The following is a 26,624-nucleotide window of genomic DNA, read 5'->3' as shown; positions in this document are numbered from 1 at the left end:
TGGGCTGCGATCTGCTCGCCATGCCCCGAATGCGTGGATGCTGGGTCGGTGCCCCGGATGACAGCCAAGGATGACAGCCGTTTTTGCATCTTCAAACCCGGCTTGTCCAGTCTGCCACCCAGGCGGGCATCTGGTCGGCGGGCATGGGTCGGGCGATGCCGTAGCCCTGCGCCAGGTCACACCCCATGTTTAACAACATCTCGCAGTGGGCCAAGGTTTCGGCCCCTTCTGCAACCGCCCAGCGGTCAAAGGCACGCGCCAGCCCGAGCACCCCTTCCACAATGGCACGGGCTTCGGGGTCGTCAAGCATGTCGCGCACAAAACTCTGGTCGATCTTGAGCACCTGCGCGGGCAGGCGTTTCAGGTAGGTCAGGCTGGAGTAACCGGTGCCGAAATCATCCAGCGCACAGCCCACCCCCATGCTGGCACAGTCGCGGATGACGCTGGCCACGTTGTCGAGCTCTTCCAGTGCCGTGGTCTCCAGCACCTCGAGTTCCAGGTGATCGCGCGGTACCCCGGGGTAGGCTGCCAGCAGGCTGTGCAGCTTGCTGGCGAAGTCGCGTTGTTGCAGGTGGTGGGCGGAGATGTTGACACTCACTGACAGATTCAGCCCCTGTGCCACCCACGCCGCCAATTGCTTCATGGCGGTATGCAGCACCCATTCGCCCAGCTCCAGGCTGATGGCATGGCTCTCGATGTCGGGCAGAAACCGGCCCGGCGCCAACAAGCCTTGTTGGGGGTGTTGCCAGCGGATCAGCGCCTCGGCACCAAACACCTCGCCTGTGCGCAGGTTGACCTTGGGCTGGTAATACAGGACAAATTCTTCATCTGCCATCGCCTGCGTGATGCGCTGCAGTGTTTCATGGCGCACCCGCTGGCTGCGGTCGTGTTCGGCGTCGAACAGCTGATAGCGGTTTTTGCCCGCCAGTTTGGCGCTGTACATGGCCTGGTCGGCTTGGCGCAGCAACTGGTCGGCGTCGGTGTCGTCCGACTGCGGATAGAAGCTGACGCCCACGCTGGCCGAGACCTTCAGGCTCGCGTCATGGAGCACAACGGGCCGCGCGGCCACCTCCAGCAGGCGGTTGATCAGCATCACACTGCTGTGCATTTCGGGCAAGTCCACAAACACGGCGACAAATTCGTCACCGCCCAGTCGGGCCATGGTGTCACCTTCGCGCATGATGGCTCGCAGCTGGCCCGCCAGGCAGGTGAGCAGCTGGTCACCCACGGTGTGGCCGTAGCGGTCGTTGACGGCTTTGAAGCCGTCCAGGTCCAGGTAGGCCACCGCCATCAGGGTGCCACGGCGCTTGGCCTGCACCATGGCCTGCTGCATGCGGTCGGCCAGCAGTACGCGATTGGGTAGCCCGGTCAGGGTGTCGTAGTGCGCGATGCGTTCCAGGAAGTTCTGATGCTCTTTCTGGTAGCTGATGTCGGCAAAGCTGCCTATCACCCGCACCGGCTGGCCCTGCGGGTCCCGCTCCACCACCTGGCCACGGTCTTGCACCCACAGCACCTGGCCGTCCTTGCGCAACATGCGGTGTTCGGAATAGTAGGCGGACGTGGCGCCGCTGATCAGCTGGCCGATCCGGGTGTGGACCACCTCCCGGTCATCTGGGTGGATGAGTGTTGTGAACGCTTCTATCGTGGGCGCAATCTCGGACTCGGCGTAGAGCAGTGTCTGGTACCACTGCGGGTTGTGCTGGACGTGGTTGGTGGGGACATGCCAGTCCCAGATGCCTTCACGGGTGATGCCCAGCACGTGTTGCAGGCGCTGCTCGCTCTCGGCCACCTGGCGCTGGGCGGTGACCAGGTCGGTCACGTCTTGCGCTATCACCAGAATCTGGTTGCGGCCTTCAGCGTTCTTGAAAGGCTTTTTGATGGAGCGAAAGTGGCGGGTCTGGCCGGTCGTGGCGTCGCGGCTGTCCTCAAACACCACTTGGGTGTCGCCCTTGGCCATGATGTCCAGCACGTTTTGCCGGAAAAACGCCGCCAGCTCGGCAGGCACGCCAAAGTCGCCGTCGTCCTTGCCAACCATGGCCTCGGGCGTGGTGTTGTACAAATTCGCCACGGCCCGGTTGCCCAGCAGAAACTTGCCATGCTCGTCCTTGAGCACCAAGGGGTCAGGAATCTCGTCAATGATGGTGCGCAAAAACGTTTCGCTGGCGCGCATGGCGCCCTCTGCCTTTTTCCGCTCGGAGATGTCGATGTCGATGCAATACAACTCTGGTGCGCCGGAGTGGTTGTTGACCATGACGTGGCTGGAAAACACTTCCACTGGTGCACCGCTGGCGCTCTGCAGGGTCAATTCAGACGACGGAATGGCCGGGCCGCCACGGGACCACGCGTCCACCAAACCGATGACGGTGTCGCGCATCGGCTCCGGGATGATCAAGTCTTCGAGTTGACTTCCCAGTGCCTGTTCACGGGTGTATCCGTATAGCGTTTGGCTGGCCTGGTTCCAGAAAATGACCCGGCGTTGGCGGTCATAGCCCTGGACCGAGATGGACGGCAGTTGCTCAAAAATTGTCTTGAAGCTGTGTTCGCTCTCCAGCAGCGTATTTTCGGCGCGTTTGAGGTCGGATATGTCTCGGGCAATGCCAAACAGGCCGATGATGTTGCCTTGGGCGTCGGTCATGGGGTACTTGCGGTTGTCCACCCAGCCGGCGTGGCCGTCGTTGGCCAGGTAGCCCTGAACTTCGTGGGCAATGGGGTTGCCGACAAACACCTGTTTCTCCAGGCGGTAATACAAATCGGCATAAGCCTCGGGAAACACGTCGTAATCGGTTTTACCGATCAGGTCTGTCCAGTGTCTGGCGGCCTTGGTGACGCTCACCAGTGTCTGGCTGGCTGCGGTGAAAACGTGGTTGCGGTCCTTGAAGTAGATGAAGTCATCCGTGTTCTCCATCATCGCCATGAAGTTGGGAAGAAAGATGGCCGGGCTGCCATGGTGCAAGGTTCTGACGTCTGTCAGGCGAAGTTGCAGGTCGCCGGGTTGGTCTGCAGGCAGCGTCAGGGTGTAGTGACCTTTGAGGCAGCGAATGCGGCCATCGGCGTGACGCAGTCGGATGTTGAAGATGCCCTGGCTGGGGGTCAGGTCTGGGGAAAAGAGCCAATCGATGATGTCCTGGTCATCGGCATGCACCAGCTGGTGCCATTGCACCGATCCGTCCAGAAATTGCCGCGCCGTGTAGCCTAGCAACCCGACAATGGCTTCGCTGGCCTCGGTCACAGAGTGTGCAGGCTCGCGGGCAAAGGACAGTGTCGCTTCCAGAGGGTGTGTCATTTTGGAGTACTCCCGAGCGCATTATGTGCAGGCGTTTGTATTTTGGGAACCGCAACCTGTCGCCCTTGCCACAGGGCCTGCCACTGGCGGTTCCAGAACAACAACGCTTCAGGCACCGGGCCCGCCTGTGGCGGCAGGCCAAGCGCCTGGGCGGCCTGGTTCAGCGCGGTCAAAGGGTCTTGCAGGTTCAGCGCCGCCGCGCCGTTCTGCTTGGAGAGTTTTTCGCCGTTGTCACCCCGCACCAGCGGTGTGTGCAGGTAACGCGGCGTGGGCAGGCCCAGCGCGCGTTGCAGCAGGATCTGCCGCGCGGTGTTGTCGGCCAGGTCTTCGCCGCGCACCACGTCGGTGATGCCTTGTGCCGCGTCGTCCACCACCACCGCGAGCTGGTAGGCAAAGCAGCCGTCGGCGCGTTTCAAGACAAAGTCGCCTACGTCAAAGGCCACGTCCTGCTGCTGGGCGCCCAGGCGTCGGTCAACCCAGCTTACCGACGATGTCAGGGCTGATGTTGGGGGCGCCAGGTCGGTGCGCAGCCGCCACGCCCGCGCCGTAGCGCCGTGCAGGCCGTTGCGGCAGGTGCCGGGGTAAATCAGCTCGCCATGGCGTGGTTTGGCGGTGCCGTGTTGCGCCAGCGCGGCTTGGATCTGTTGGCGGGTGCAGGCGCAGGGGTAGGCCAAGCCGCGCTGCACCAGCGCCTCCAGCGCCTGCTGGTAGGCGGCGCTGCGTTGTGACTGGTAGAGCGGAGGCAGGTCGCTGTGCAGGCCACATTGCGCCAGTTGGGCCAGGATGATGCGGTCCAACCCGGGCAGGCAGCGGGTGGTGTCCACATCTTCGATGCGCACCAGCCAACGGCCGCCGTGGGCGCAGGCGTCCAGCCAGCTGGCCAGCGCCGCCACCAGCGAGCCTGCATGCAATGGCCCGGTGGGCGAGGGCGCGAAGCGACCGGTGTAGGGGTTCACACCACCGAGAGTGCCAGTTCCAGCCCGGAGACAAAGGCGCTTTCCACCCGGTAACCCAGGCACCAGTCACCGCACACGCCCAGCCCCTGGTCGGCGTTGAACAGGTGGCTTTGGCCCAGCGGGCGGGAGGTTTTGGCGTACAGCCAGCGCTGGCTGTCCACATGGGCGGGTTCGGCGTGGATGCCGGTGACCTCGCCAAAGGCCTTGAGCAATTTGGCTTCCACCCGCGCCGGGTCGTCCTGCAGATGTTCCTTGGACCATTCGGCGCTGGCTTGTACGGTCCAGCGCTCGATCGGGCTGCGGCCGGGTTTGCTGGACTCGCGCGCCAGCCAGGCAATGCGGTGGTGTTTGCTGCGTGCAGCGCTCCACTGCGGGCCCAGCGTGGACAGATCGGGTTGCATGGCCTGCGGAAAAGCCAGCATCAGCGTCCAGCACGGCGCCATCTCGACCTCGCCCAGCCGCGGTATCCAGGCCTCGGCCAGCTTCGAGGTTTGTAGCAAGCTTTGCGCTTGCGCACTGGGGATGGCCAGCAACACAGCGCTGAAGCCAGAGTACACGTGGCGCGCATCATCCGGACCTTCGGTGCGCAGTTGCCAGTGGCCGGGTTTGACCGCATCGGGCTCGATCAGGGTCACCCGGGTTTGCAGCTCAATCTGGCTGGGCGCCTTCAGCTCCTGCGCCCAACCGGCCACCAGCGCCGTCATGCCCGGCACGCCGACCCAGTGCGCTTCGTTGACCGGCGAGGCCGATGTGCTGACCTGGCCGGTTTCGTCAATCACTTGCACCGCGTTGGCGCTCCAGCGCTTGACCAGGGTGGGCGAGGTTTCCAGCGCCATCACAAAACGCGGGTCACGCGCGGTGAAATACTGGGTGCCGTGGTCAAACGAGCCAAAAGCGCTGTCGCGGGTGGCCATGCGCCCGCCCAGGCCCGCGCTTTTTTCAAACAGGGTGACGGTGTGGCCGGCCTGCGTCAACGTGCGTGCGCAGGTGACACCCGCCATGCCCGCGCCGATGATGGCGATGTGTTGGCGGATGCGGGGGGATTTGTTCATGTGTTGTTCTCCAGAGGTAAAAAACGCGGGCGTCGTGTTGTATTTGAGATGGAAAGCGTGTCGACGCCGATGGGACCGACTTTACACGCCCCGGTGCCGGTGCAGCAGCGCCGCGCGGGTGTTTTGACTGCTCAGCACGTTCAGCCACCATTGCAGCGCGCGCCCGGGCGTGGTGCTGGTGGCGCGCCAGACGTAGTCGACGCTGATCACCCGGGGCGCCCGGGTGGTGGTTTTGACCACCAGACGCCCGGTGGCCAGGTGGTCCACGATCATCGATTCGGGTAAAAAACCGCAGCCCAGGCCGCGCATCTGCGCGTCGAGCTTGTCGTGCATGGTCGCCACGGTCAGCACGTCCTGGCCGCCCAGCAGCCCGATGCTCATGCCGCGACCCCGGCTGACGGTGTCGGCCACGGCCACCACGCGGTGCTGGCGCAGTTCTTCATCACACAGCGGCTCGGCGGCACCGGCCAGCGGGTGGTGCGGCGCCACCGCAAACACAAACGGCACATCACCCAGCGGCTGGCTGTGCAGACCGGTGTTTTGCGTCAGGTCGGCCACACCCAGCGCCAGGTCAGCCTGGCCACTGGTGAGTGCTTCCAGCGTGCCGGACAGGGTTTCGTCGCGCAGCCGGATGCGGGTGGGTGGTGCGTCGGCCAGGAAACGTTCACACAGTTCCAGCACGGTGGTCTTGGCGATGATGCTGTCCACCGCGATGGTGAACTGCGGCTCCCAGCCGGTGGCCACACGTTTGACGCGGTTGGCCACGGCGTCGATCTCTTGCAGCAGGCGTTCACCCTCGCGCAGCAGCTCCAGCCCGGCGGGGGTGGCCACCGCCTGGCGCGAGCTGCGGTCAAACAGCAACACATCCAGCGCGTCTTCCATCTGCCGCACGCGGTAGGTCAGCGCACTGGGTACCATGCCCAGCGCCCGCGCGGCCGCCGCAAAACTGCCGGTGTCGGCAATGGTTTGCAACATGGCCAGTGCGTCGGGGGTCAGGACTTTGCGGGCGATTTGCATGTTGGGTGGTTTTTTGTTCGAAACGTTTGAATGATGCCATCAAAGCGCTTGGTCCCGCCACCACGCTGGCAAAGTTAAAGTCAAGTTTTCCCCTTTGAACAGGTGCCCCATGATCACGCTCAGACCCTCGCAAGAACGCGGTTACGCCGACCACGGCTGGCTCAAGTCGTTTCACAGCTTCTCATTTGCCGGCTATCACGATCCCGCGCACATGGGCTGGGGCAATTTGCGGGTGATCAACGAAGACCGCATTGCACCCGGCAAGGGCTTTGGCACGCATGGTCACCGCGACATGGAGATCATCTCTTATGTGATGTCGGGCGCCCTGGCGCACAAAGACAGCCTGGGCAACGTGCAAACCATCCAGCCGGGCGAGGTGCAGCGCATGAGTGCGGGCCGGGGTGTGCAGCACAGCGAGTTCAACCATGCCGCTACCGACACGCATTTCCTGCAAATCTGGATCGAGCCCCATGTGCAGGGCATCGCGCCCGGTTATGAGCAAAAGATGTTCACGGATGCTGACAAGCAGGGTCGCCTGCGGCTGGTGGCGTCACCCGACGGGGCAGACGGCTCGGTCACGCTCCACGCCGATGCCCGGTTGTACGCGGGGCTGCTCAATGCCGGTCAAACCGCGTCCCTGGCGCTGGACGGTGTGACCAAGGCCTATGTGCACCTGGTGCGCGGCGAGCTGGTGGTGAATGGCCTGACACTGCATACCGGTGACGCCGCGCTGCTGGCCGACGAGGCCGCGCTCACACTGCGCGACGCGGTCGATGCCGAAGTGCTGGTGTTTGCCCTGGCTGACTGAAGAGTGGCCTGTGAGCTGACAACTGTTCCTTCTGTGACGTGTGTCAGTTGGCAGGGGGTGGCGCAGGGCAAAATCTGGGAAAACAACCAGAACGATTGGAACGCCATGTGGCCCACTTCACCCGCCCTTGCCAGGGCGAGAGCTCTCTTGTATGCAGCCGTCCTCACAGCGGGGGGGCTGCTGGCCCTCGCCCCGGCCCTGGCACAGGATGTCACGTCGGTGTCTGAAAACGATTTCCTGAGCGACATGCCGATTGTGCTGAGCGTGTCGCGCCTGCCGCAGCGCCTCGACGAAACGCCCGGTGCGGTGACGATCCTGGACCGCGACATGATCCGCCGCTCCGGCGCGCGCGACGTGGCCGATCTGATGCGGCTGGTGCCGGGGTTTCGGGTCAGCAATGCGTTTGAAAGTGTGGCGCCGCAGGTGGGTTACCACGGCATCTTCGGGCGCTATTCCAACCGGGTGGAGTTGCTCGTGGATGGTCGCTCGGCATACTCGCCGTTTTTCATTGGGAGCATTGCGCCGGGCCTGCAGACGGTCGCGCTGGACGACATTGAGCGCATCGAGGTGTTGCGCGGCTCCAACTCGGCGGCTTATGGCGCCCGCGCCTTTTTGGGGGTGATCAACATCGTGACGCGCCACACCGCTGACTCTCTGGGTGCGCGGGGGGCGGTCACCACTGGCGAAAACGGCATCCATGACGCGCTGGCCAGCGTGGGCTGGGGCGTTGGCTCTGGCAGCTTCAGGCTGAGTGTTGACCGCCGGGCCGATGAGGGTCTGGAAGGCGCTTATGACCGCAATTCGGTGAGCCGGGTGAACTTCCGCTCAGACCTGTACCCGGCGCCTGGTCACGAGGTGCAGCTGCGACTGGGGGCCCTGAACCTGGATGCGGGTCGCGGTCAGCCCAATTGGGCGCTTGACCCGCAACGGCCCTTTGGTTTTGATTCGGCCTACGCCCAACTGGATTACAAGCTGGCGCTGAGTAGCGAAGAAGATGTGGCGTTCAAGCTGTCGCGTAGCCAGGAGCGTTACCGGGAAGAGTTTCCGGTTGGTCTGCTCAACCTCTGCCCAGGTTTGAAGGACCCCTATAAAGCGGCGTGTTTTCAGGCGTTCACCCCAAGTGATTTTTATAGCGTCAATGCCGACGGCCGTGCCAGCAGCAACGCGGTGTCGGTGCAGTACACCCAGCGCCACAGCAACACACTGCGCAGTGTGCTGGGTGGCGAATACCGAAGCGAACGGATTGTCTCGGCGCCGCTGTACAACACCAGTGCAGCCTTTGACACCGAGTTCTTGCGCCTGTTTGGCAATCTGGAGTGGCGGCTGGCGCCCGATTGGCTGCTCAATGCGGGTGCCCTGGCCGAAAAAAGCAGCGTCACCGGCAACACTCTGGCACCGCGTCTGATGATGAATTGGCACCTGGCGCCTGGCCACACGCTGCGTGCGGGCGTGTCCAAGGCGTTCCGGCCGCCCAGCACCTATGAAAAGTTTGCCGACCGGCAATTTGATGTTCCCTTGCTGGGTGTGCAGGTGGACACCCAGGCGACCGGCCAGACCGTGCCCGAAACGCTGTTGGCCAAAGAAGTGGGTTATTTGGGCGATTTCTCTGCCTGGGGCGTCGCGGTGGATGTGCGGCTGTTTCAGGAGCGGTTTGACAAGCTGATCGACATTCGCAGCGGGCGGATCGGCAAAGACTACGCCAACAACCCGGCCTTTGACCTGCAAGGCGCCGAATACCAGGTCAAATGGCAGCCATGGCAAGGCGCGCAGATCATCTTCAACCAGACATGGATCGACAACTCGCACTTTGCGCCGGGGGATGACGAAATCAACGCCGCCACACCCAGGCGCGCCAGCTCACTGGCCTATTTCCAGCAATTGCCGGGTCAGCTGGACCTGACGCTGTTGCATTCCGAGAACAGCGCGATGGGTCTGGTGGCCGACCGCCCGCAAGCGCGCACCCGGACCGACCTGCGCCTGGCCAAAGCCATGCGCTGGGGCGCACGCCGCGGTGAACTGGCGCTGGTGGTGCAGAACCTGGGCTCGGCCTACGCAGATTTCAAGCGCGAGCACCTGTTTCAAAAGCAGGCCTTCATCACCCTGCGTCTGGAAGACTGACCCTGCCCATGACCCGTGCGCTGCGCCTCCTGTTGCTGTGTTGGGCCTTGGGCCTGACTGGCGGCGTGGCGCGCGCGCAGGGTTCTGGGCCTTCCGTGCGGGTGGTCATTGTCAGCAGCGACACCGCGGTGGCCTATGCCCAGGCGGCGCAGGCGGTGGTCGACACGCTGGTGCGCCAGGGCGTGGCGCGTTCGGATATTTCGCAGGTTTTTGCCTCCGAACTGGTTTTGCGCCAGCAGTCGGGCTTGCCTCTGTGCCCGGCGGTGTGTGTGGCGCTGGGCAGTGAAGCCACGCGGGTTCTGCTGGCCGGCCCTGTGAAGTCGCCGGTGGTGAGCGCGCTGATTCCGCGCCGCAGTTTTGAGCGCCTCCTGCGCAGCAGCGGCAAGGCCGGGTCAGCCCTGGTGAGCGCCATTTATCTGGACCAGCCGCTGGCCCGTCAGCTGGCGCTGGTTCGCCTGGCGCTGCCGCAGGCCAGGCGCCTGGCGGTGGTATTGGGTCCGGAATCGTCTGCCTTTGCGGCCAACTTGCGCGTTGTGGCGGCGGCCCATGAGATGAGTCTGCAGGACGTGACCGTGAACAACCTAGACGATTTGGCCGCAAGCCTGCCGCAGTTGCTGGCCCAGAGTGATGTGTTGCTGGCCCTGGCTGACCCGCTGGTGTTCAACAGCAGCACCATCCAGAATATTTTGCTCTCCAGCTTTCGCGCCCGTGTGCCGATGGTGGCGTTTTCCCCGGCTTATGTACGCGCCGGTGCGCTGCTGGCGCTGTACACCACGCCGGTGCAGGCGGGCCAACAGGCGGCTGAGGTGGTGCTGGGCATCTTGCGCGGCAGACCGCTGCCAGATCGGGCGATGGAGCCCAATGATTTCGAGGTTGGTGTGAACACCCAGGTGGCACGGTCCCTGGGCTGGTCGTTCGATGTGGACGTGTTGCGCCAGGCCTTGCGGCGTCAGGAGCGCCTGCCATGAAAACACTGGATATACGTACCCGCATGTTGCTGGCCGCCTTGCTGCCGCTGACCTTGATCACCACCCTGCTGGCGGCCGCTTTTCTGACGGTGCGTTTTGACGATTTGCAGACGTCGTATGAGCAGCACAACCGCTCGGTGGTGCGACAAATGGCGTTGGCCAGCGAGTACGGCCTGTTTGCCGGCAACGGCCAACAACTGCAGGCCTTGGCGGCGGGTGCCCTGCATGAGGCCGATGTGCGCCGGGTGGTGGTGATGAACAGCCGGGGTCAGACCCTGGCCAGCGCAGGTGAGGCCGGGCCCGTGCCAACGCCGGCCATGAGTGCCTCAGAACAGCAGGGGTTTATCCGGCAGGCGGGGTTGGACTGGCTGGTGCAACCGGTGTACCCCAGTGAAGTCCAGCTCGATGACCTGTTTGAAAAAAACGCGGTCGAGGCAGACCGGCAACCCAACCAGCTGGGCCAGGTGGTGATGGTGTTCTCACGCCAGAGTGTGGATGCGCGCAAGACCCGGATGCTGATCACCGGCGGTGTGATTGGTGGTGTGGGGCTGCTTTTTGGCATGGCATTGGCCGTGTTTTTGAGCCGCGGGGTGATCCGCCCGATCAACCGCATCACCCGCTTGGTGGAGCGCATTGGCCGGGGCGATTTTGCGGCGGCGGACCAGTTGCGCGACCGTGACACCGACCATGATCCGCTGCAGGTGTTGCAGGGGCATATTCACCTGATGGCGGACCGGCTGGCGCAGGCGCGCGGCGAGTTGGAGCAGCAGGTGGCGCTGGCCACGCAGGCATTGCGTGAGAAAAAAGACGAAGCCGAGCAGGCCAATCTGGCCAAATCGCGCTTTCTGGCGGCGGCCAGCCACGACCTGCGCCAGCCCACCCATGCCCTGGGGCTGTTTGTCTCGCGCCTGGCACAGCTGCCGCATGACGCCCAGACCGGTGCGCTGATCGGTAACCTGGAGGCCTCGGTGCGCGCCATGCAGAACCTGCTGGACGGCTTGCTGGACATTTCCCGCCTGGAGGCCCGCGCCGTGCAGGTGAACAAGCGACCTTTTGCCTTGGCCACCCTGTTTGACCAATTGCAGCAGGACCTGAGCGCCGAAGCGGCTGAGAAAGGCCTGCGCCTGCGCCTGCGCCCCACCGATCTGTGGGTGATGAGTGACGCCACGCTCATCTACCGGGTGTTGCTCAATCTGGTGGGCAATGCGCTGCGTTACACCGAACGGGGTGGTGTGCTGGTGGCGGCGCGTCGGCGCGGTTCGGGGCAGGTGGTGTTGCAGGTGTGGGACAGCGGCATCGGCATCGCGCCGGAGCACCAGCAAGCGGTGTTTGCCGAGTTTTACCAGGTGGGCAATGCGGCGCGTGACCGCACCAAAGGCCTGGGGCTGGGGCTCAACATCGTGCAGCGCACGGTCAATTTGCTGTCGCATTCGCTGACGCTGGCGTCCCAACCGGGGCGTGGAACCCGTTTCACGCTGAGCCTGCCCTGGGTGGCCAGCCAACCGTTTCTGGCGGACGACATGGCCAGGGACAAGGCGGCGCCCGATGATCTGGCAGGCCGATCGGCCCTGGTGGTCGAGGACGACACCCTGGCATGCAGCGCCCTGGCCGGATTACTGGAGAGTTGGGGCATGCGGGTGGCAACGGCCCATGGCCCGGTCGCGGCCCTGCAGTGCCTGGCACAGGGCGAGTTGCCCGATGTGATTGTGAGCGACTACCGGTTACAGGACGGTCTCACCGGCCTGCAACTGGTGCAGCAGTTACGGCAGCAGTTGGGTCAGACCACGCCGGCCTGCCTGATGAGTGGTGACACCGATCCGGCGGTGATCCAGGCGGTGCAGGCTGCCGGACTCACCTTGTTACACAAGCCCGTGCGCCCGGCCAAGTTGCGCAGCCTGTTGCGGCATCTGCTGATGGCGCCGCCGGGTCAGCGTCCGACGGGCGCTGCCTTGTCATAACCCCAGCGCCCGGCCTCCAGGGCGGCCTGGGTACGGGTTTTGACACCAAAACCCCGCAAGATGCTGCTGACGTGGTTTTTGACGGTTTCATCCGACAGCGACAACTGTTCGCTGATGTCGCGGTTGCTGCAGCCACCCAGCAGCAGTTGCAACACTTCCAGCTGACGCGGCGTGAAAACAGGCGCCTTGATGTCGGACGACGTTGATTCGGTGTTGGGCGCAGGCCGGAACTCGGCGGGTGAATACACCTCGCCACTGAGCACCTGACGCAGCGCGTGCAAGAGTTCGTCACTCAGGCCCGATTTGGTGACAAACCCGGCCGCCCCTTGGGCCAGCACCCGCTGGGCGATGCTGGGGTTGGCCGAGCCCGACAGAATCACCACCGGCAGCTCCGGGTGGCGCTCGCCAAAAATGCTCAAGGCGGCCAGACCGTTCATGTCGGGCAGGTGGTAGTCCAGCAACACCAGATCCAGGTCGGGGTGGCTGGCTGCCAGCTCAAAGGCACGCGCGCAGTCCGGGGCTTCAATGACCTCGGTGACTTCGTCCGCAGCCAGCCCTTGCAGCACCTGGCACAGCCCGGCACGCACCAGTGCATGATCGTCCACGACCAGAATTTTCAATTCAGAAGCTCCAACTGCGTTTCTACAATGGGGACCATGTTTGTACACCTGCGCCTTCACACCGAATTTTCCGTCATCGACGGCACCAACCGCATTGATGAGATCGTCAAATCTGCCGCTGCGGACCAGCAGCCAGCGCTGGCCATCACCGACCTGAGCAACCTGTTTGGTGCCGTCAAGTTTTACAAAGAGGGGCGCAAACGCGGTGTCAAACCGATTATCGGCGCGGAAATCTGGCTTGAAGGCCTGGGCAAGGACGCCGCGCAACTTTCCCGCGTGGTGTTGCTGGTGCAAAACACTGCGGGCTATTTGAATCTGTCCGAGCTGCTGGCACGCGCCTGGACCCAAAACGGCACTAGAACCCAGGCCAGCATCAGCCTAGCTTGGCTCAATGAGCTCAACGGCGGGCTGATTTGCCTCTCAGGTGCGCAGGCCGGACCGGTAGGCCAAGCGCTGCTGCAAGGCGACGAAGCACGGGCGTTTGATGCCGCGATGCAACTGGCCAACGTGTTCACGCACCGTTTTTACCTGGAGTTGCAACGCGCCGGGCGAGCGGAAGACGAGCCACAGGTGGCCGCTGCGGTGCAGCTGGCGCAACGCATGCAGTTGCCGGTGGTGGCGACTCACCCGATCCAGTTTGCAGCACCCGAAGACTTTGAGGCCCATGAAGCCCGGGTTTGTATTGCCGAGGGCGAAATCCTGGCCAACCCGCGCCGGGTGCGCCGTTTCACGCGTGAGCAACACTTCAAGACTGCGGCCCAGATGGCCGAGCTGTTTGCCGATGTGCCCAGCGCCCTGGCCAACAGCGTCGAGATTGCCAGACGCTGCAACCTGAGCCTGGTGCTGGGCAAGCCGCAGCTGCCGGACTTCCCGATTCCACCGGTCAACGGTGTGGTGATGGGGGCCGACGAGTATTTCCGTTACGCTTCGCATGAGGGCTTGAAAGAGCGCATGGCGCACCTGTACCCCGACCCGGTCAAGCGCGAGGCCGAGATGCCGCGTTATGTCGAACGCCTCGAGTTCGAGCTGGTCACCATCCTGAAAATGGGTTTCCCAGGCTACTTCCTGATCGTGGGGGACTTCATCAACTGGGCCAAGAACAACGGCTGCCCGGTCGGGCCCGGGCGGGGTTCCGGCGCCGGTTCGCTGGTGGCCTACGCGCTCAAAATCACCGACCTGGACCCGCTGCAATACAACCTGCTGTTCGAGCGGTTTTTGAACCCCGAGCGGGTGTCGATGCCCGACTTTGACATCGACTTCTGCCAGGGCAACCGTGACCGCGTGATCGACTACGTCAAGGACAAATACGGCAAGGACGCAGTGAGCCAGATCGCCACCTTTGGCACCATGGCGGCCCGCGCGGCGATCCGTGACGTGGGCCGGGTGCTGGACATGAGTTACACCTTTTGTGACGGCATCAGCAAACTGATTCCGAACAAGCCGGGTGTCGCCGTGACCCTGCAGTTGCCGCCGCCAGACCGACCCAAAGACGACAAGATGGTCTACGCCTCCGAGGCGGAGCCGATCCTGGCCGAGCGTGAGGCCAAGGAAGAAGATGTGCGCACCCTCTTGGAGCTGGCGCGCAAACTGGAGGGCATGACTCGCAACATCGGCATGCACGCCGGGGGGGTGCTGATTGCGCCGGGCAAACTCACCGACTTCTGCCCGCTCTACCAGCAACCTGGCAGCGAATCGGCGGTGAGCCAGTACGACAAGAACGATGTCGAGGCCGTCGGCCTGGTCAAGTTCGACTTTTTGGGCCTGGCCACGTTGACCATCCTGGAAATCGCCCGCGAGTTCATCGTCAAGCGACACAAAGGTCAGGAGAACTTTGCGTTTGAGAATCTGCCACTCGATGACAAACCCACCTACCGACTGTTTCAGGACGGCAAAACCGAAGCGGTGTTCCAGTTTGAAAGCCGTGGCATGCAGGGCATGCTGCGTGACGCCAAACCGACCCGGCTGGAAGACCTGATTGCGCTCAATGCGTTGTACCGCCCCGGCCCGATGGACCTGATCCCGAGTTTTGTGGCGCGTAAACATGGGCGTGAGGTGGTCGAGTACCCGCACCCGCTGGTGGCCAACATGTTGTCTGAGACCTACGGCATCATGGTCTACCAGGAGCAGGTGATGCAGACCGCGCAGATTCTGGGCGGCTACTCACTCGGTGGCGCCGACATGTTGCGCCGCGCCATGGGCAAAAAAGACGCGGCAGAGATGGCCAAACACCGCCAGATCTTCCGCGATGGCGCTGCCAAAAACGACATCAGTCAGGACAAGGCTGACGAAGTGTTTGACTTGATGGAGAAGTTTGCCGGCTACGGCTTCAACAAGTCACACGCGGCTGCTTACTCTCTGCTGGCATACCACACCGCCTGGCTCAAGGTGCATTACACCGCCGAGTTTTTCTGCGCCAACATGACGGTGGAAATGGACGACACCGACAAGCTCAAGGTCTTGCTGGAAGACGCCATCAAAATGGGCCTGACGTTTGAGCCACCGGATGTGAACCGGGGTGTCAGCCGGTTTGAGCCAGTCTCTGACAAAGTCATCCGTTATGGCCTGAGTGCCGTCAAAGGCAGCGGCCAGCAGGCGATTGAAGCCATTGTGGCGGCACGCGAGGGCCGAGGTGTGGGGCCGCTGGGTGACACACGCGGCCCGTTCAAAAGCCTGTTTGACTTCTGCGCCCGGGTTGACCGCAGCCGCATCAACAAACGCACGGTCGAGGCGCTGATCAAGGCCGGGGCTTTTGACGCCATCCACCTCAACCGCGCCAGCCTGCTGGCCAGCGTCGATCTGGCCTTCGAGTTTGGCGCGGCCACCTTGGCCAACGCCAACCAATGCAGCCTGTTTGACATGGGGGGGCCAGACGAGGTGGGCTCCAGCACCCAGGAGCCCGAGCTGGTCCAGGCCACGCCCTGGGGGATCAAAGAGCGTCTGACCTTTGAGAAAACCGCGGTCGGCTTTTATCTGTCAGGCCATTTGTTTGACGAGGTGACCGACGAGGTGCGCCGTTTTGCCCGGCGCCCCATCAACGACCTGATCGACACCCGTGAGCCACAGCTGCTCGCAGGCATCATCACCGATTTCCGGGTCATCAACGGCCAGCGCGGCAAGCTGGCGCTGTTCAAGCTCGACGACAAGTCGGGCGTGATCGAAGCGCGCGCTGACGAGGCGCTGATCAACGCCCACAAGAATCTGCTCAAGGACGACGAACTCGTCATCGTCATGGGCAAACAGCAACCCGACCGCTTCTCGGGTGGCATGCAGCTCACGGTGACCCAGATCTGGGATCTGGAGCAGGCGCGCTGCCGTTTTGGCAAGTTCCTGCGGGTGACCCTGCCCAAGCAGGCGCAGGCCAGGGCGCCCGATGTAGCGCGGCTGATCAAGGATTACCCGGCGCAGCGCGAGCAGACCGAGCAGGGTGAAACGGTGATTGGTTTGCCCGTGCGCATGGCGCTGACCTGTCAGGGTGATGAGGGCGCTGCGGCAGTGGAACTGCAGCTCGGTGAACGCGCCCGTTTTTACCCCAGCAACGCGGCCCTGGCCAGCTGGTGGGCGCAGGTGGCGCCCGGCACCGCTGCCATTGTTTATGACTGAAATGGGTCTCTAGCCCTTATTTTTCAAAGGCGAGCAGCTATCAAATAAGGGGATGTGGTTTTGGCAGATGGCCACATCGGTTTGAAGCGCCCCGCAGTTTTGCCCACCTTGCGCGGCTGCGTTTACACTGAACAGGCTTGTCGGGGCGCCAGAGACGAAAGTCGAGGCTGAGACCACTCCTGTGGAACCCGCTGAACCTGATCGGGGTCATGCCCGCGTAGGGAACAACGCAATTGGCATCGGTGCACCTGAGGGCGGCTCACAAGATCTTCCCAGGTTGACCCCGGCACTCCAGGCAGGCTTTTCTTGACCTACTGGAGACCGCCATGACACCCACCGTCGACACCACACAAATCACCCGCGGCATCACCCGCACCCCGTTTCCGGGCTCGTCCAAAATTTACCTCGCCGGTTCGCGCCCCGACATCCGGGTGCCGTTTCGCGAGGTGGCGCTTGGCGACACGCTGGTCAAGAGCGACCCGACACAGAGTGAACCCCGCCGCGTGCCCAACCCGCCCTTGCGCCTGCCCGATGCCTCTGGCCCCTACACCGACCCGGCGGTCGCCATTGACATCAGCCGTGGTCTGCCGCCGCTGCGCAGCGGCTGGATCGCCGAGCGGCAGGACACCGAGGCCTTGTCCGTCCTGAGCAGCCGCTACGGCCAGCAGCGCTTGGCTGAGCCGACCTTGAGTGCCTTGCGCCTGGCCCGTTTGCCCAGCCCGCGCCGGGCCAAGGCGGGTGCCAACGTCACCCAGATGCACTACGCCCGCCTTGGCCAAATCACGCCCGAGATGGAGTTTGTGGCCATCCGTGAAAACCTGGTGCGCGCCCAACTGGCCGAGCGCCTGGCCACCGAGCGGCTACCCCGACCCGGCCAGGCCTTTGGTGCGTTGATGACGCAACTGGTGACCCCGGCATTTGTACGCGACGAGGTGGCGCGCGGGCGCGCGGTGATCCCGTGCAACATCAACCACCCCGAGAGTGAACCGATGGTGATTGGCCGCAACTTTCTGGTGAAGGTCAACGCCAACATCGGCAACTCGGCCACCACCTCCAGTGTGGAAGAAGAGGTGGACAAGCTGGTCTGGGCCATCCGCTGGGGCGCTGACACGGTGATGGACCTGTCCACCGGTGACAACATCCACGAAACCCGCGAGTGGATTCTGCGCAACGCGCCGGTGCCGATTGGCACCGTGCCGATTTACCAGGCCCTCGAAAAAGTCAACGGCCGGGCCGAAGACCTGAACTGGGAGATTTTTCGCGACACCTTGATCGAACAGGCCGAGCAGGGCGTGGACTACTTCACCATCCACGCCGGGGTGCGGCTGGCCTATGTGCCACTCACCGCCAACCGGCTCACCGGCATCGTCTCGCGCGGCGGCGCCATCATGGCCAAGTGGTGCCTGGCGCACCACCGAGAGAGTTTCCTTTATGAGCACTTCGAAGACATCTGCGAGATCATGAAAGCCTACGACGTGAGCTTCTCGCTCGGTGACGGCCTGCGCCCCGGTTCCATTGCCGATGCCAATGACGAGGCCCAGTTTGCCGAGTTGCACACACTCGGTGAGCTGACCCAGATTGCCTGGAAACACGACGTGCAGGTGATGATCGAAGGCCCCGGCCATGTGCCGCTGCAGATGGTCCAGGAGAACGTCGACAAACAACTCAGCGCGTGCTTTGAGGCGCCGTTCTACACCCTGGGGCCGCTGATCACCGATGTGTCACCCGGCTACGACCACCTCTCGTCAGCCATGGGCGCGGCCAACATCGGCTGGTACGGCACCGCGATGTTGTGTTACGTCACCCCCAAGGAACATTTGGGCCTGCCCAACCGCGACGACGTGAAACAGGGCCTGATCGCCTACAAGATCGCCGCCCACGCGGCCGACCTGGCCAAGGGTTACCCCGGCGCGCAGATGTGGGATAACGCCATCTCGAAAGCGCGTTTTGAGTTCCGCTGGGAAGACCAGTTCCGCCTGGCGATTGATCCGGATACCGCGATGGCCTTCCACGACGAAACCTTGCCGAAAGACAACGCCAAGTTGGCACATTTCTGCTCGATGTGTGGGCCCAAGTTCTGCTCGATGAAGATCTCGCAGGAAGTGCGTGAGTTCGCACGCATCCAGTCAGCGGCGGCGCCGGTGGGCGCTGGCGTTGCGCTGGCTGACACGCAGATCAGTGCCGACATGCAAAACAAGGCCGACGAGTTCCGTCTGGGTGGGCAGGAAATTTATACGTAGAAATGGGCTACGGCCCAATTTTTTAAAGAGTGAGGGCTCAGTCTTTGGGTCGGAACACCAGCAACAGGGCGCTTGGCATGCTGCCGTCGACGTCGCGCGGCAGCACCTCGGTCTTGTCGATGGCGCGAAGCACCGCGTCGTCCCAGCCCTTGTTGCCGCTGCTCTTGGTGATCTTGCGACCGACGATGGTGCCGTCCGGTGCCGTGCGTACCTCGACCTCGGTGGTGGGGTTGCCCACAATTTCCTCAATGAAAACGATGTTGGGCTTGATGCGTGCGCGGATGCGCCCACCGTAGCTGGCTGATGGTCCGGACGATTTCAAGGCGTTGCCGGTGGCGTTGGCACCCCCGGTGGCGCCAGCCAGACCCGCCATGCGCTGCAGGTTTTTCTGGCGCTGGGCTTCGAGTTGTTTGGCTTCCAGCGCGGCTTGGTTTTTGTCCTGGGCGGCTTGCTGGGCCTTTTCCGCTTTCAGTTTGTCTTGCTCGGCTTTGAGTTTGTCTTGCTTGAGTTTGTCCTGTTTCTGCTTCTCAAGGCGGGCTTTGTCGCGCTGGTCTTTCTCCAGGCGCTCTTTTTCCAGCTGTTGTTTGAGTTTGTCCTGTTTGATCTCTTCGAGCCGGGCCAGTTCTTTCTGTTTGCGCAGCTTTTCCTGCTGCAGCGCAATGTCGACCTTGGGCGGGGCGGGTGGCGTCACCACGGGCGGGGCTTTGGGGCGTGGTGGCGGGGGCGGCGGTTCGGGTGCTGGTGGTGGCTCGGCCAGGCGTGGCGCGGCCTCGGCGGGCACGGCAGACCACAACTCGGCCTCGGCGCTGATGATCTGGTTGTCGTGCTTCCAGGCCACGCTCCAGGTGAGGGCGACCAGCAGAAGCGCATGCGCCAGCACCGCCAGACCCAGCGCGCGCAGCAGGCCGGGTGTGGGCGGGGGGGCAAATTCGAGCCGGTCGGCGCCTGCGTGCATGGTCAGCCTCTTAGTTCGCCAGCTGCACCGACAGGCCCACGCGGGCCACCCCGGCGCGCTGCAGCGTGTCCATGACCTTCACCACGGTTTCGTATTTGACGGTTTTGTCGGCGCTGATCACCACTGCCGGGTTGTCAGCCCCGGCCTGCGCCTGCTTCACCGCGCTGGCGACTTCTTTCAGGGTGATGGACGTGGTGGTGTCCTTGAGTTTCATCTCGAGGCTGTCGTTTTTGCCAATGATGATCTGCACCACCTGGTCCGGCTGTTTGGCCGCTTTGCCCACGCTGGGCAGGTCGATCATGCTGGGGGCGATCAGCGGCGCGGTCACCATGAAGATGATCAGCAGCACCAGCATCACGTCGATGAAGGGCACCATGTTGATCTCGTTGATGGTGCGGCGGCCCCGACCCCGGCTTGCAACGGCTGGCATGTGCGGCTCCTGCTTCAGTGACTCACGGCCTGCGCGCCTACATTGCGCTGCAGGATGTTGGTGAACTCTTCAATGAAGGTCTCCAGCCGGATGGCGATGCGGTCAATGTCGCGCGCAAAGCGGTTGTAGGCCACCACTGCCGGAATGGCGGCAAACAGGCCAATGGCCGTGGCCACCAGCGCCTCGGCAATGCCCGGCGCCACCGTGGCCAGCGTCACTTGGGTCATCGCCGCCAGCCCGGTGAACGAGTGCATGATGCCCCAGACGGTGCCGAACAGGCCCACATACGGCGACACCGAACCCACCGAGGCCAGAAACGACAGGTGCGTTTCGATCACGTCCATCTCGCGCTGCAGGCTGGCGCGCATGGCGCGGCGGGCGCCGTCCACCAGCGTGCCGGGGTCGGCAATGCGTTTTTCGCGCAGTTTTTGGTATTCGCGCATGCCGCTGGCAAAAATGCGTTCCATCGGTCCGGAGGTTTTGGCGTTTCTGGCGGCACCGGCAAACAGGTCGTTGAGGCTGCTGCCTGACCAGAACTCACGCTCAAAGCTGTCGTTGAGCGCCTTGACCTTGCCGATAGAAAACAGCTTGCGGAAGATGGCGGCCCAGCTGGCAATGGAGATGCCCATCAGCAACAACATCACCAGTTGCACCACCAGGCTGGCATTGAGCACCATGCTCAGGATAGAAAGGTCTTGATTCATAACAGCTTGTCCAGGATAACTTGGGGAATTCGGGTGGGTTTACCGAGCGCATTGACCCAACTGGCCCGGATGGTGGCTTCGCACAGCAACACAGGCGCGCCCGCGTGTTTCAAATGGGCCTGCTGATGAAGGGTCATGGCGGCGCGGCCCGACTCTGTGAGTGAGGTGGTCAGCCAAAGTTCATCGTCCAGCCGGGCGCTCTTCACGTATTTGACCCGCGCTTCGCTCACCACGAACATGCCGCCGGTCTCCAGCTTCAGGGCTTGCTGGTGGATACCGCGCTCACGCAGCCATTCGGTGCGGGCGCGTTCAAAAAACTTCAGGTAGTTGGCGTAGTAGACGATGCCACCGGCATCGGTGTCTTCCCAATACACCCGAACCGGCCAGCCAAACGGTGCTGCTTCGGCGCCCGACGGCGGCGCAGCCACGCGGCTCATGCCAGCACAGCGCGTAGCCGGTCAATCGCCTCGCGCAGTTGCGCCATCGAGTTGGCGGTGGACAGCCGGATGAAACGGCCGGTTTCAAAGTGGCCAAAGTCGCGCCCGGGCGTGACCGCCACGCGGGCCCGGTTCATCAACTCAAACGCCAGGTCCCAGCTGCCTTGCACGCCCAGCTTCTGACAGGCGGCTGAGCCGTCGGCCCAGGCGTAGAAGGCGCCATCGGGCATCACCGGCACGGTCAGGCCCAGGGCGTTGAGCGCGGGAATGAAAAAATCGCGCCGGGCCTTGAACTCCTGGCGGCGACGCTCGTATTCCAACAGGCTCTCGGCCTCAAAACACGCCAGCGCGGCATGCTGGGCGATGGTGCTGGGGCAGATGAACAGGTTTTGCGCGAGGCGCTCAATCACCGGCACCAGCGCGTCCGGCACCACCAGCCAGCCCAGGCGCCAGCCGGTCATGTTGAAGTATTTGGAAAAGCTGTTGACGCTGATGATCTGGTCGTCCAGGGCCAGCGCAGTCTGGCCAAACTCGGCCTCATGGCTCAGGCCCAAGTAAATCTCGTCAATGATCGATACGCCACCATGCCCACGTACCACCTCATGAATACGCTGCAGTTCTGACAGCGCAATGGAGGTGCCGGTGGGGTTGGAGGGTGAAGCCAGCAACACGCCACGCGTCTGGGGGCGCCATGCTGCGGCCACTTTGTGGTGGCTGAGCTGAAAGCGCTCGGCCGCCGTGGTGGGGATCAACACCGCTTTGCCATCCGCTGCCGTCACAAAGTGCCGGTTGCACGGGTAGCAGGGGTCGGGCATCAGCACCTCGTCACCCGGGTTGATCAGCGCCAGGGTTGCCAGTTGCAGCGCGGCCGAGGCACCGGCGGTGATCACGATCCGGTGTGCGGGCACGCTCGCACCAAAACGCTGCGCATACCACTGGCTGATGCGCGCGCGCAATTCAGGCAGGCCGGTGGCTGGGGTGTACTGCGTGAGGCCGTCGCGGATGGCGCGCTTGGCGGCCTGCTGCACCAGCGGCGGTGCGGTGAAATCGGGCTCGCCGATGTTCAGGTAAATCATCGGCCGGGCCGAGTCAGCCGTGCTGGCGGCCAAGGCCTGCGCGGCCTTGGCGACCTCCATCACATAAAACGGCTCAATGCGCTGGGCGCGCTCGGACACGTTCATGGTCAGGCAGACTTGTTGTGGCCCGAGGTGCGGTCGGCTGCCACTTCGGCCTCGCGCAGCTGGCGGGCCAGGCTGTTGAGCACGGCGTTCACATACTTGTGGCCGTCGGTGCCGCCAAACTCCTTGGCCAGCTCAATACACTCGTTGAGCACCACGCGCCACGGGACGTCCGGGCAGTGGGCCAACTCATAGACACCGATCCACATGCAGGCGTGTTCCACCGGCGAGATCTCGGTCAAAGGGCGGTCCAGCGCGGGTTGAATCTGCGCGTCCAGCTCAGCCGCGTGCTCGGTGCAGCCGTGCAACAGCGCATCAAAATGCACCGCGTCGGCTTTGGAAAACCCGGCCAGGTCGCGGGTGAAGGCGTCCACATCGTCCAGCGGATTTTTGCCGACCAGCACCTGGTAGAGGCCTTGCAGGGCAAATTCACGGGCGCGGGAGCGGTCGGATTTGCTGGCCGCTTTGCGTGCGCCGGTGCTGGTCAGGCCCTTGCGGGGCTGGCGGGGTGGGCGTTTGTTGGGGCCGGGGTGGCTTGATTCACTCATTCAATACTTTCGAGCAGGTTGGCCATCTCGACCGCCGCACGTGCCGCGTCACGACCCTTGTCGGTCTGGCGGGCCACGGCTTGGGCCATGTTTTCGACGGTGAGGATGGCGTTGGCAATGGGGAGCTGGTAGTCCAGCGAGACGCGGCTGACACCCGCGCCTGACTCGTTGGCCACCAGTTCAAAATGGTAGGTTTCGCCGCGGATGATGCAGCCCAGCGCCACCAGCGCGTCAAATTTGCGCCTCTCGGCCAGGGCCATCAAGGCCACCGGCACTTCCAGCGCGCCAGGTACCTGGACCAGGGTGATGTGCTCCTCGGCCACACCCAGGGCGATGAGTTCGGCGCGGCAGGCCTGCGCCAAGGCATCGGTGATGTCGGCATTGAAGCGCGCCTGCACGATGCCGATGCTCATTTTGGCGCCGTTCAACAGGGGGTTGGCGGCGTCAAGCGCGCCTTGGTTTGCAATCAGCATGGGTGATCCAATCAGGTGGGGTGGCTACTGCGCGACATAGCCCACAATTTCCAGGCCGTAACCGGCCATGCTGGGCATGCGGCGCGGGTTGCCCAGCAGCTTCATCTTGTGCACGCCGCATTCGCGCAAGATCTGCGCGCCCACGCCGTAGGTGCGCAGGTCCAGGCGACCGCGCTCGGGGCCGTGGCTGGCGCGTGCCGTGCCTTCAAACTGGGCCAACAGCTGGGCGCCGCTTTCGCCGCAGTTGAGGAAAACAACCACGCCTTTGCCCTCGGCGGCCACGCGGGTCAGGCTGGCTTCCAGGCTCCAGGAATGCATGGCGCGGCCTTTTTCAAGCGCGTCCAGCACCGACAGTGGCTCGTGCACGCGGGCCAGCACGGTGTCGTCAGCCGTCCACTCGCCCATGACCAGCGCCAGGTGCACGCCATGGGCGGCTTTGTCCTTGAAGGCGTGGGCGGTGAACTGGCCAAAAGCGGTGTTGAACGGGCGCTGCCCCACATGCTCCACCAAGGACTCGACCCGGCTGCGGTGGTGGATCATGTCGGCAATGGTGCCGATCTTGAGGCCGTGTTCGGCGGCAAACAGCTGCAAATCCGGCAGCCGGGCCATGGTGCCGTCGTCCTTCATGATTTCGCAGATCATGGCCGCCGGTTCGCAGCCCGCCATGGCGGCCAGGTCGCAACCGGCCTCGGTGTGGCCAGCGCGCATCAGCACACCGCCATCCACGGCTTGCAGCGGGAAGATGTGGCCAGGCTGCACCAGATCGTCGGGTTGGGCGTTTTTGGCCACGGCGGCCTGCACGGTGCGGGCCCGGTCGGCGGCGGAAATACCGGTGGTGACGCCTTCGGCCGCTTCGATGGACACGGTGAACGCCGTGCCTTTTTTGTCGCCATTGCGCGCGGCCATGGGCGGCAGTTGCAGGCGTTCGCAGCGTTCTTTGGTCAACGTCAGGCAGATCAGGCCACGGCCATAACGCGCCATGAAGTTGACCGCCTCGGCGGTGACGTGGTCGGCGGCCATGATCAGGTCACCTTCGTTTTCGCGGTCTTCTTCATCGACCAGGATCACCATGCGCCCAGCCTTGATGTCGGCCACGATGTCTTCGACGGGGGAAATGGCCACGGGTTGCAGGGTTGTCATAGGCAAAAAATTTTCAAAAAAAGGGAAAAAGCCAGTCTCGGCTTAAGCGGCGTGTGATGCGGCCGGGCTGAGCATGCGTTCAACGTAGCGTGCGATCAGGTCAATCTCCAGATTGACCCGTTTGCCAGCCGCCAGGGTGCCCAGGGTGGTGTTCTGGAGGGTGTGCGGAATCAGGTTGATGGTCACCTGGCAGCCGTCAGCAAGGTCTTGCACACTGTTGACGGTCAGGCTGACACCGTTGACGGTGATCGAGCCTTTGTAAGCCAGGTATTTGCCCATGGCAGCGGGCGCCAAAATCTGCAGCACCCAGCTTTCCCCCACTTGCTCAAAGCGGGTCACCTGGCCGATGCCGTCCACATGGCCGGACACCATGTGGCCGCCCAGGCGATCATTGGCACGCAGGGCTTTTTCCAGGTTGACCCCGCCCACCGCGTCCAGCGCGGCGGTTTTGTCCAGTGACTCGGCGGAGATATCCACGGTGAACTGCTGCGCTGCGGCGTCCAGCGAGGTCACCGTCATGCAGGCGCCGTTGAGCGCAATGCTGTCGCCCAACACCACATCGTCGAGGTAATGTGCGGGGCAGGTGAGGGTGAGACGTTTGCCATGACTGGCGGAGTCGCCCAAGTTCTGGACGCCAGAGATACGGCCGAGGCCGGTGATGATTCCTGTAAACATGCCGGTATTTTCGCAGGTTATTGGCGCTGCCATGGGTGGTGCAGCAGCTTCGGCGTTGTCATTGGCGACCCCTTGGCTGTCATGGCGGGCTGGATCCACCCTCCGTGACCCCGAATTGATGGGGCCCGGGGCGGTGCCCGGCATGACAGAAGCCACGTCAAAACCGGTCGCGCCCGGCCACGCGGGCCAGCACGCGCAGGTCTGGCCCCACCATCTGGGTGGATACAAACGTCAGCGGCACGGCTTGCGACAACGCGGTCAAGGGGCCAAAGCTGGCCATGTCACGCCCAAGGCCCAGCAGCTTGGGCGCCAGGTAAATCAGAAATTCGTCCACCAACCCCGCAGATATCAGCGCACCGTTGAGCGTGTGGCCAGCCTCCACGTGCAGTTCGTTGATTTCCAGCGCGGCCATGTCCTGCAGCATGGCGGCCAAATCCACCTTGCCGTGGCCATCGGGCCGCACAAACACCTGGGCGCCGCGCGTTTCAAGGGCTGAAGATTTGTCGTCTGGTCGGTCGGCAGCCCAAAGGTACATGGGGCGACCGGGTAGAAATAAGCCCGCATCCAGCGGCAGGGCCAGGTGGCTGTCGACCAGCGCCACCGCAGGCTGTCGGGGTGTCTCCACCAACCGCACGTCCAGCCTGGGGTTGTCGGCCAGCGCAGTGCCGATGCCCGTGAGCATCAGGCAGGCACGTGCGCGCCAGGCGTGGCCGTCCGCCCGCGCCTCGGGCGAGGTGATCCATTGGCTGGTGCAGTTGGTCAGCGCTGTTTTACCGTCCAGCGAGGCGGCGATCTTCATACGGACCCATGGCCGCTTGCGGATCATGCGGCTGAAAAATCCGATGTTCAGCTCGCGCGAGGCGATCGCCAGAGGGTCATCTGGCGCCAAAACGTGCACGTCGATCCCAGCCGAACGCATGCGCGCAAACCCCTGGCCGGCCACGCGCGGATTCGGGTCGGTGTGGGTGGCCACCACCTTTTGGATGCCTGCGGCAATCAGTGCGTCGCAACACGGGCCGGTGCGGCCCTGGTGCGCACAAGGCTCCAGCGTGACGTAGGCGGTGGCGCCCTGAACCGCGTGGCCACGGGCTGCGGCGTCGCGCAGTGCCATGATTTCGGCGTGCGGGCCGCCCGCTTTTTGGGTGTGGCCCTGGCCCAGGAGCTGGCCGTCAGCACTGGTGATGACACAGCCGACCCGCGGATTGGGGGCGGTGAGCAGCAGACAGCTTTGCGCCAGGGCCAAGGCGTGTTCGAGGAAAGCGGTGTGATAGGGCACGGGGTGTGCGCAGGGGCCGTTGCCGGGAGGGAGTGTCATGGGGCGATTTTAGAGATCGCGCTGGAACGACAGGCTGGTGGTGCCCGCAGCGTGTGTGGCTGGCCGGGGGGTGCGTCGGGTTCTTGCAGATGCGCTTGTCTTGGCGGATGCGCAGGCCAGCCAGTGACGCCGGGTAGGGCTTTTGGCTC

Annotated in this window: 21 protein-coding genes and 1 riboswitch; of the genes, 6 read left to right on the top strand and 15 right to left on the bottom strand. The window is 63.6% G+C overall.

The window, feature by feature from the left end:
* Positions 1 to 91: 91 nt before the first annotated feature.
* The 4 genes from LHU53_RS16710 to LHU53_RS16695 all read right to left on the bottom strand — a co-directional run bounded on the left by LHU53_RS16710 (position 92) and on the right by LHU53_RS16695 (position 6,308).
* Positions 92 to 3,283: an EAL domain-containing protein gene (locus LHU53_RS16710; RefSeq protein WP_227333930.1), complete on the bottom strand. Its 3,192-nt coding sequence runs from the start codon at positions 3,281 to 3,283 to the stop codon at positions 92 to 94.
* On the bottom strand, positions 3,280 to 4,239 hold the full coding sequence (gluQRS, locus tag LHU53_RS16705) for a tRNA glutamyl-Q(34) synthetase GluQRS (RefSeq protein WP_227333929.1): 960 nt from the start codon (positions 4,237 to 4,239) through the stop codon (positions 3,280 to 3,282). The genes LHU53_RS16710 and gluQRS overlap by 4 nt, the downstream gene beginning before the upstream one ends.
* A complete protein-coding gene (locus LHU53_RS16700; protein ID WP_227333928.1) occupies positions 4,236 to 5,291 on the bottom strand; it encodes an NAD(P)/FAD-dependent oxidoreductase in 1,056 nt (351 codons plus the stop codon). Before LHU53_RS16700 ends, gluQRS begins: the two co-directional genes overlap by 4 nt.
* An 81-nt stretch (positions 5,292 to 5,372) precedes the next feature.
* Positions 5,373 to 6,308, bottom strand: a complete 936-nt coding sequence (locus LHU53_RS16695; RefSeq protein WP_227333927.1) for a LysR family transcriptional regulator — start codon at positions 6,306 to 6,308, stop codon at positions 5,373 to 5,375.
* Positions 6,309 to 6,417: 109 nt separating this feature from the next.
* Between LHU53_RS16695 and LHU53_RS16690 the strand changes: the two genes are divergently transcribed.
* The 4 genes from LHU53_RS16690 to LHU53_RS16675 all read left to right on the top strand — a co-directional run bounded on the left by LHU53_RS16690 (position 6,418) and on the right by LHU53_RS16675 (position 12,160).
* Positions 6,418 to 7,116: a pirin family protein gene (locus LHU53_RS16690; RefSeq protein WP_227333926.1), complete on the top strand. Its 699-nt coding sequence runs from the start codon at positions 6,418 to 6,420 to the stop codon at positions 7,114 to 7,116.
* 147 nt (positions 7,117 to 7,263) lie between these two features.
* Positions 7,264 to 9,234, top strand: coding sequence for a TonB-dependent siderophore receptor (locus LHU53_RS16685; RefSeq protein WP_227333925.1), 1,971 nt, complete (start codon positions 7,264 to 7,266; stop codon positions 9,232 to 9,234).
* Positions 9,235 to 9,242: 8 nt separating this feature from the next.
* Entirely contained in the window at positions 9,243 to 10,202 is a 960-nt protein-coding gene (locus LHU53_RS16680; protein ID WP_227333924.1) for an ABC transporter substrate-binding protein, read from the top strand.
* The gene (locus tag LHU53_RS16675; RefSeq protein WP_227333923.1) at positions 10,199 to 12,160 is read left to right on the top strand and encodes an ATP-binding protein; all 1,962 of its coding nucleotides are present in this window, start codon (positions 10,199 to 10,201) and stop codon (positions 12,158 to 12,160) included. Before LHU53_RS16680 ends, LHU53_RS16675 begins: the two co-directional genes overlap by 4 nt.
* On the opposite strand, the gene LHU53_RS16670 is transcribed toward LHU53_RS16675, so the two are convergent.
* On the bottom strand, positions 12,130 to 12,780 hold the full coding sequence (locus tag LHU53_RS16670) for a response regulator (RefSeq protein ID WP_227333922.1): 651 nt from the start codon (positions 12,778 to 12,780) through the stop codon (positions 12,130 to 12,132). The genes LHU53_RS16675 and LHU53_RS16670 overlap by 31 nt on opposite strands.
* A 36-nt stretch (positions 12,781 to 12,816) precedes the next feature.
* On the opposite strand from LHU53_RS16670, the gene dnaE reads away from it, so the two are divergent.
* Positions 12,817 to 16,380, top strand: coding sequence for a DNA polymerase III subunit alpha (dnaE, locus tag LHU53_RS16665; RefSeq protein ID WP_227333921.1), 3,564 nt, complete (start codon positions 12,817 to 12,819; stop codon positions 16,378 to 16,380).
* Between the two features lie 131 nt (positions 16,381 to 16,511).
* Positions 16,512 to 16,621, top strand: a riboswitch (TPP riboswitch).
* Between the two features lie 85 nt (positions 16,622 to 16,706).
* Positions 16,707 to 18,620: a phosphomethylpyrimidine synthase ThiC gene (gene thiC / locus LHU53_RS16660; RefSeq protein WP_227333920.1), complete on the top strand. Its 1,914-nt coding sequence runs from the start codon at positions 16,707 to 16,709 to the stop codon at positions 18,618 to 18,620.
* A gap of 37 nt (positions 18,621 to 18,657) precedes the next feature.
* Here the strand turns inward: thiC and tolA are convergent, their stop codons facing one another.
* The 10 genes from tolA to ribD all read right to left on the bottom strand — a co-directional run bounded on the left by tolA (position 18,658) and on the right by ribD (position 26,475).
* Positions 18,658 to 19,575: a cell envelope integrity protein TolA gene (gene tolA, locus LHU53_RS16655; RefSeq protein ID WP_227333919.1), complete on the bottom strand. Its 918-nt coding sequence runs from the start codon at positions 19,573 to 19,575 to the stop codon at positions 18,658 to 18,660.
* A gap of 10 nt (positions 19,576 to 19,585) precedes the next feature.
* Positions 19,586 to 20,005: a biopolymer transporter ExbD gene (locus LHU53_RS16650; RefSeq protein WP_227333918.1), complete on the bottom strand. Its 420-nt coding sequence runs from the start codon at positions 20,003 to 20,005 to the stop codon at positions 19,586 to 19,588.
* A 14-nt stretch (positions 20,006 to 20,019) separates the two neighbouring features.
* Complete coding sequence (gene tolQ / locus LHU53_RS16645) at positions 20,020 to 20,709, bottom strand: protein TolQ (RefSeq protein WP_227333917.1); 690 nt, start codon at positions 20,707 to 20,709, stop codon at positions 20,020 to 20,022.
* Complete coding sequence (locus LHU53_RS16640; protein WP_227333916.1) at positions 20,706 to 21,146, bottom strand: YbgC/FadM family acyl-CoA thioesterase; 441 nt, start codon at positions 21,144 to 21,146, stop codon at positions 20,706 to 20,708. Before LHU53_RS16640 ends, tolQ begins: the two co-directional genes overlap by 4 nt.
* Entirely contained in the window at positions 21,143 to 22,327 is a 1,185-nt protein-coding gene (locus tag LHU53_RS16635) for a pyridoxal phosphate-dependent aminotransferase (RefSeq protein ID WP_227333915.1), read from the bottom strand. Before LHU53_RS16635 ends, LHU53_RS16640 begins: the two co-directional genes overlap by 4 nt.
* Positions 22,328 to 22,329: 2 nt before the next feature.
* Complete coding sequence (gene nusB, locus LHU53_RS16630) at positions 22,330 to 22,872, bottom strand: transcription antitermination factor NusB (RefSeq protein WP_227333914.1); 543 nt, start codon at positions 22,870 to 22,872, stop codon at positions 22,330 to 22,332.
* Complete coding sequence (gene ribH, locus LHU53_RS16625) at positions 22,869 to 23,345, bottom strand: 6,7-dimethyl-8-ribityllumazine synthase (RefSeq protein WP_227333913.1); 477 nt, start codon at positions 23,343 to 23,345, stop codon at positions 22,869 to 22,871. The genes nusB and ribH overlap by 4 nt, the downstream gene beginning before the upstream one ends.
* Before the next feature lie 24 nt (positions 23,346 to 23,369).
* Positions 23,370 to 24,485, bottom strand: coding sequence for a bifunctional 3,4-dihydroxy-2-butanone-4-phosphate synthase/GTP cyclohydrolase II (ribBA, locus tag LHU53_RS16620; RefSeq protein ID WP_227333912.1), 1,116 nt, complete (start codon positions 24,483 to 24,485; stop codon positions 23,370 to 23,372).
* 42 nt (positions 24,486 to 24,527) lie between these two features.
* Positions 24,528 to 25,160 carry a riboflavin synthase gene (locus LHU53_RS16615; protein WP_227333911.1) on the bottom strand — a complete coding sequence of 211 codons (633 nt, stop codon included), beginning with the start codon at positions 25,158 to 25,160 and terminating at the stop codon, positions 24,528 to 24,530.
* Between the two features lie 157 nt (positions 25,161 to 25,317).
* Positions 25,318 to 26,475, bottom strand: a complete 1,158-nt coding sequence (gene ribD / locus LHU53_RS16610; RefSeq protein WP_227333910.1) for a bifunctional diaminohydroxyphosphoribosylaminopyrimidine deaminase/5-amino-6-(5-phosphoribosylamino)uracil reductase RibD — start codon at positions 26,473 to 26,475, stop codon at positions 25,318 to 25,320.
* Between the last annotated feature and the right edge of the window lie 149 nt (positions 26,476 to 26,624).

This window comes from Rhodoferax sp. U2-2l (assembly GCF_020594515.1).
Taxonomy (GTDB): Bacteria; Pseudomonadota; Gammaproteobacteria; order Burkholderiales; family Burkholderiaceae_C; genus Rhodoferax.
The sequence above is the reverse complement of the archived record's forward strand: the minus strand, read 5'-3'. Positions and strand labels throughout refer to the sequence as shown.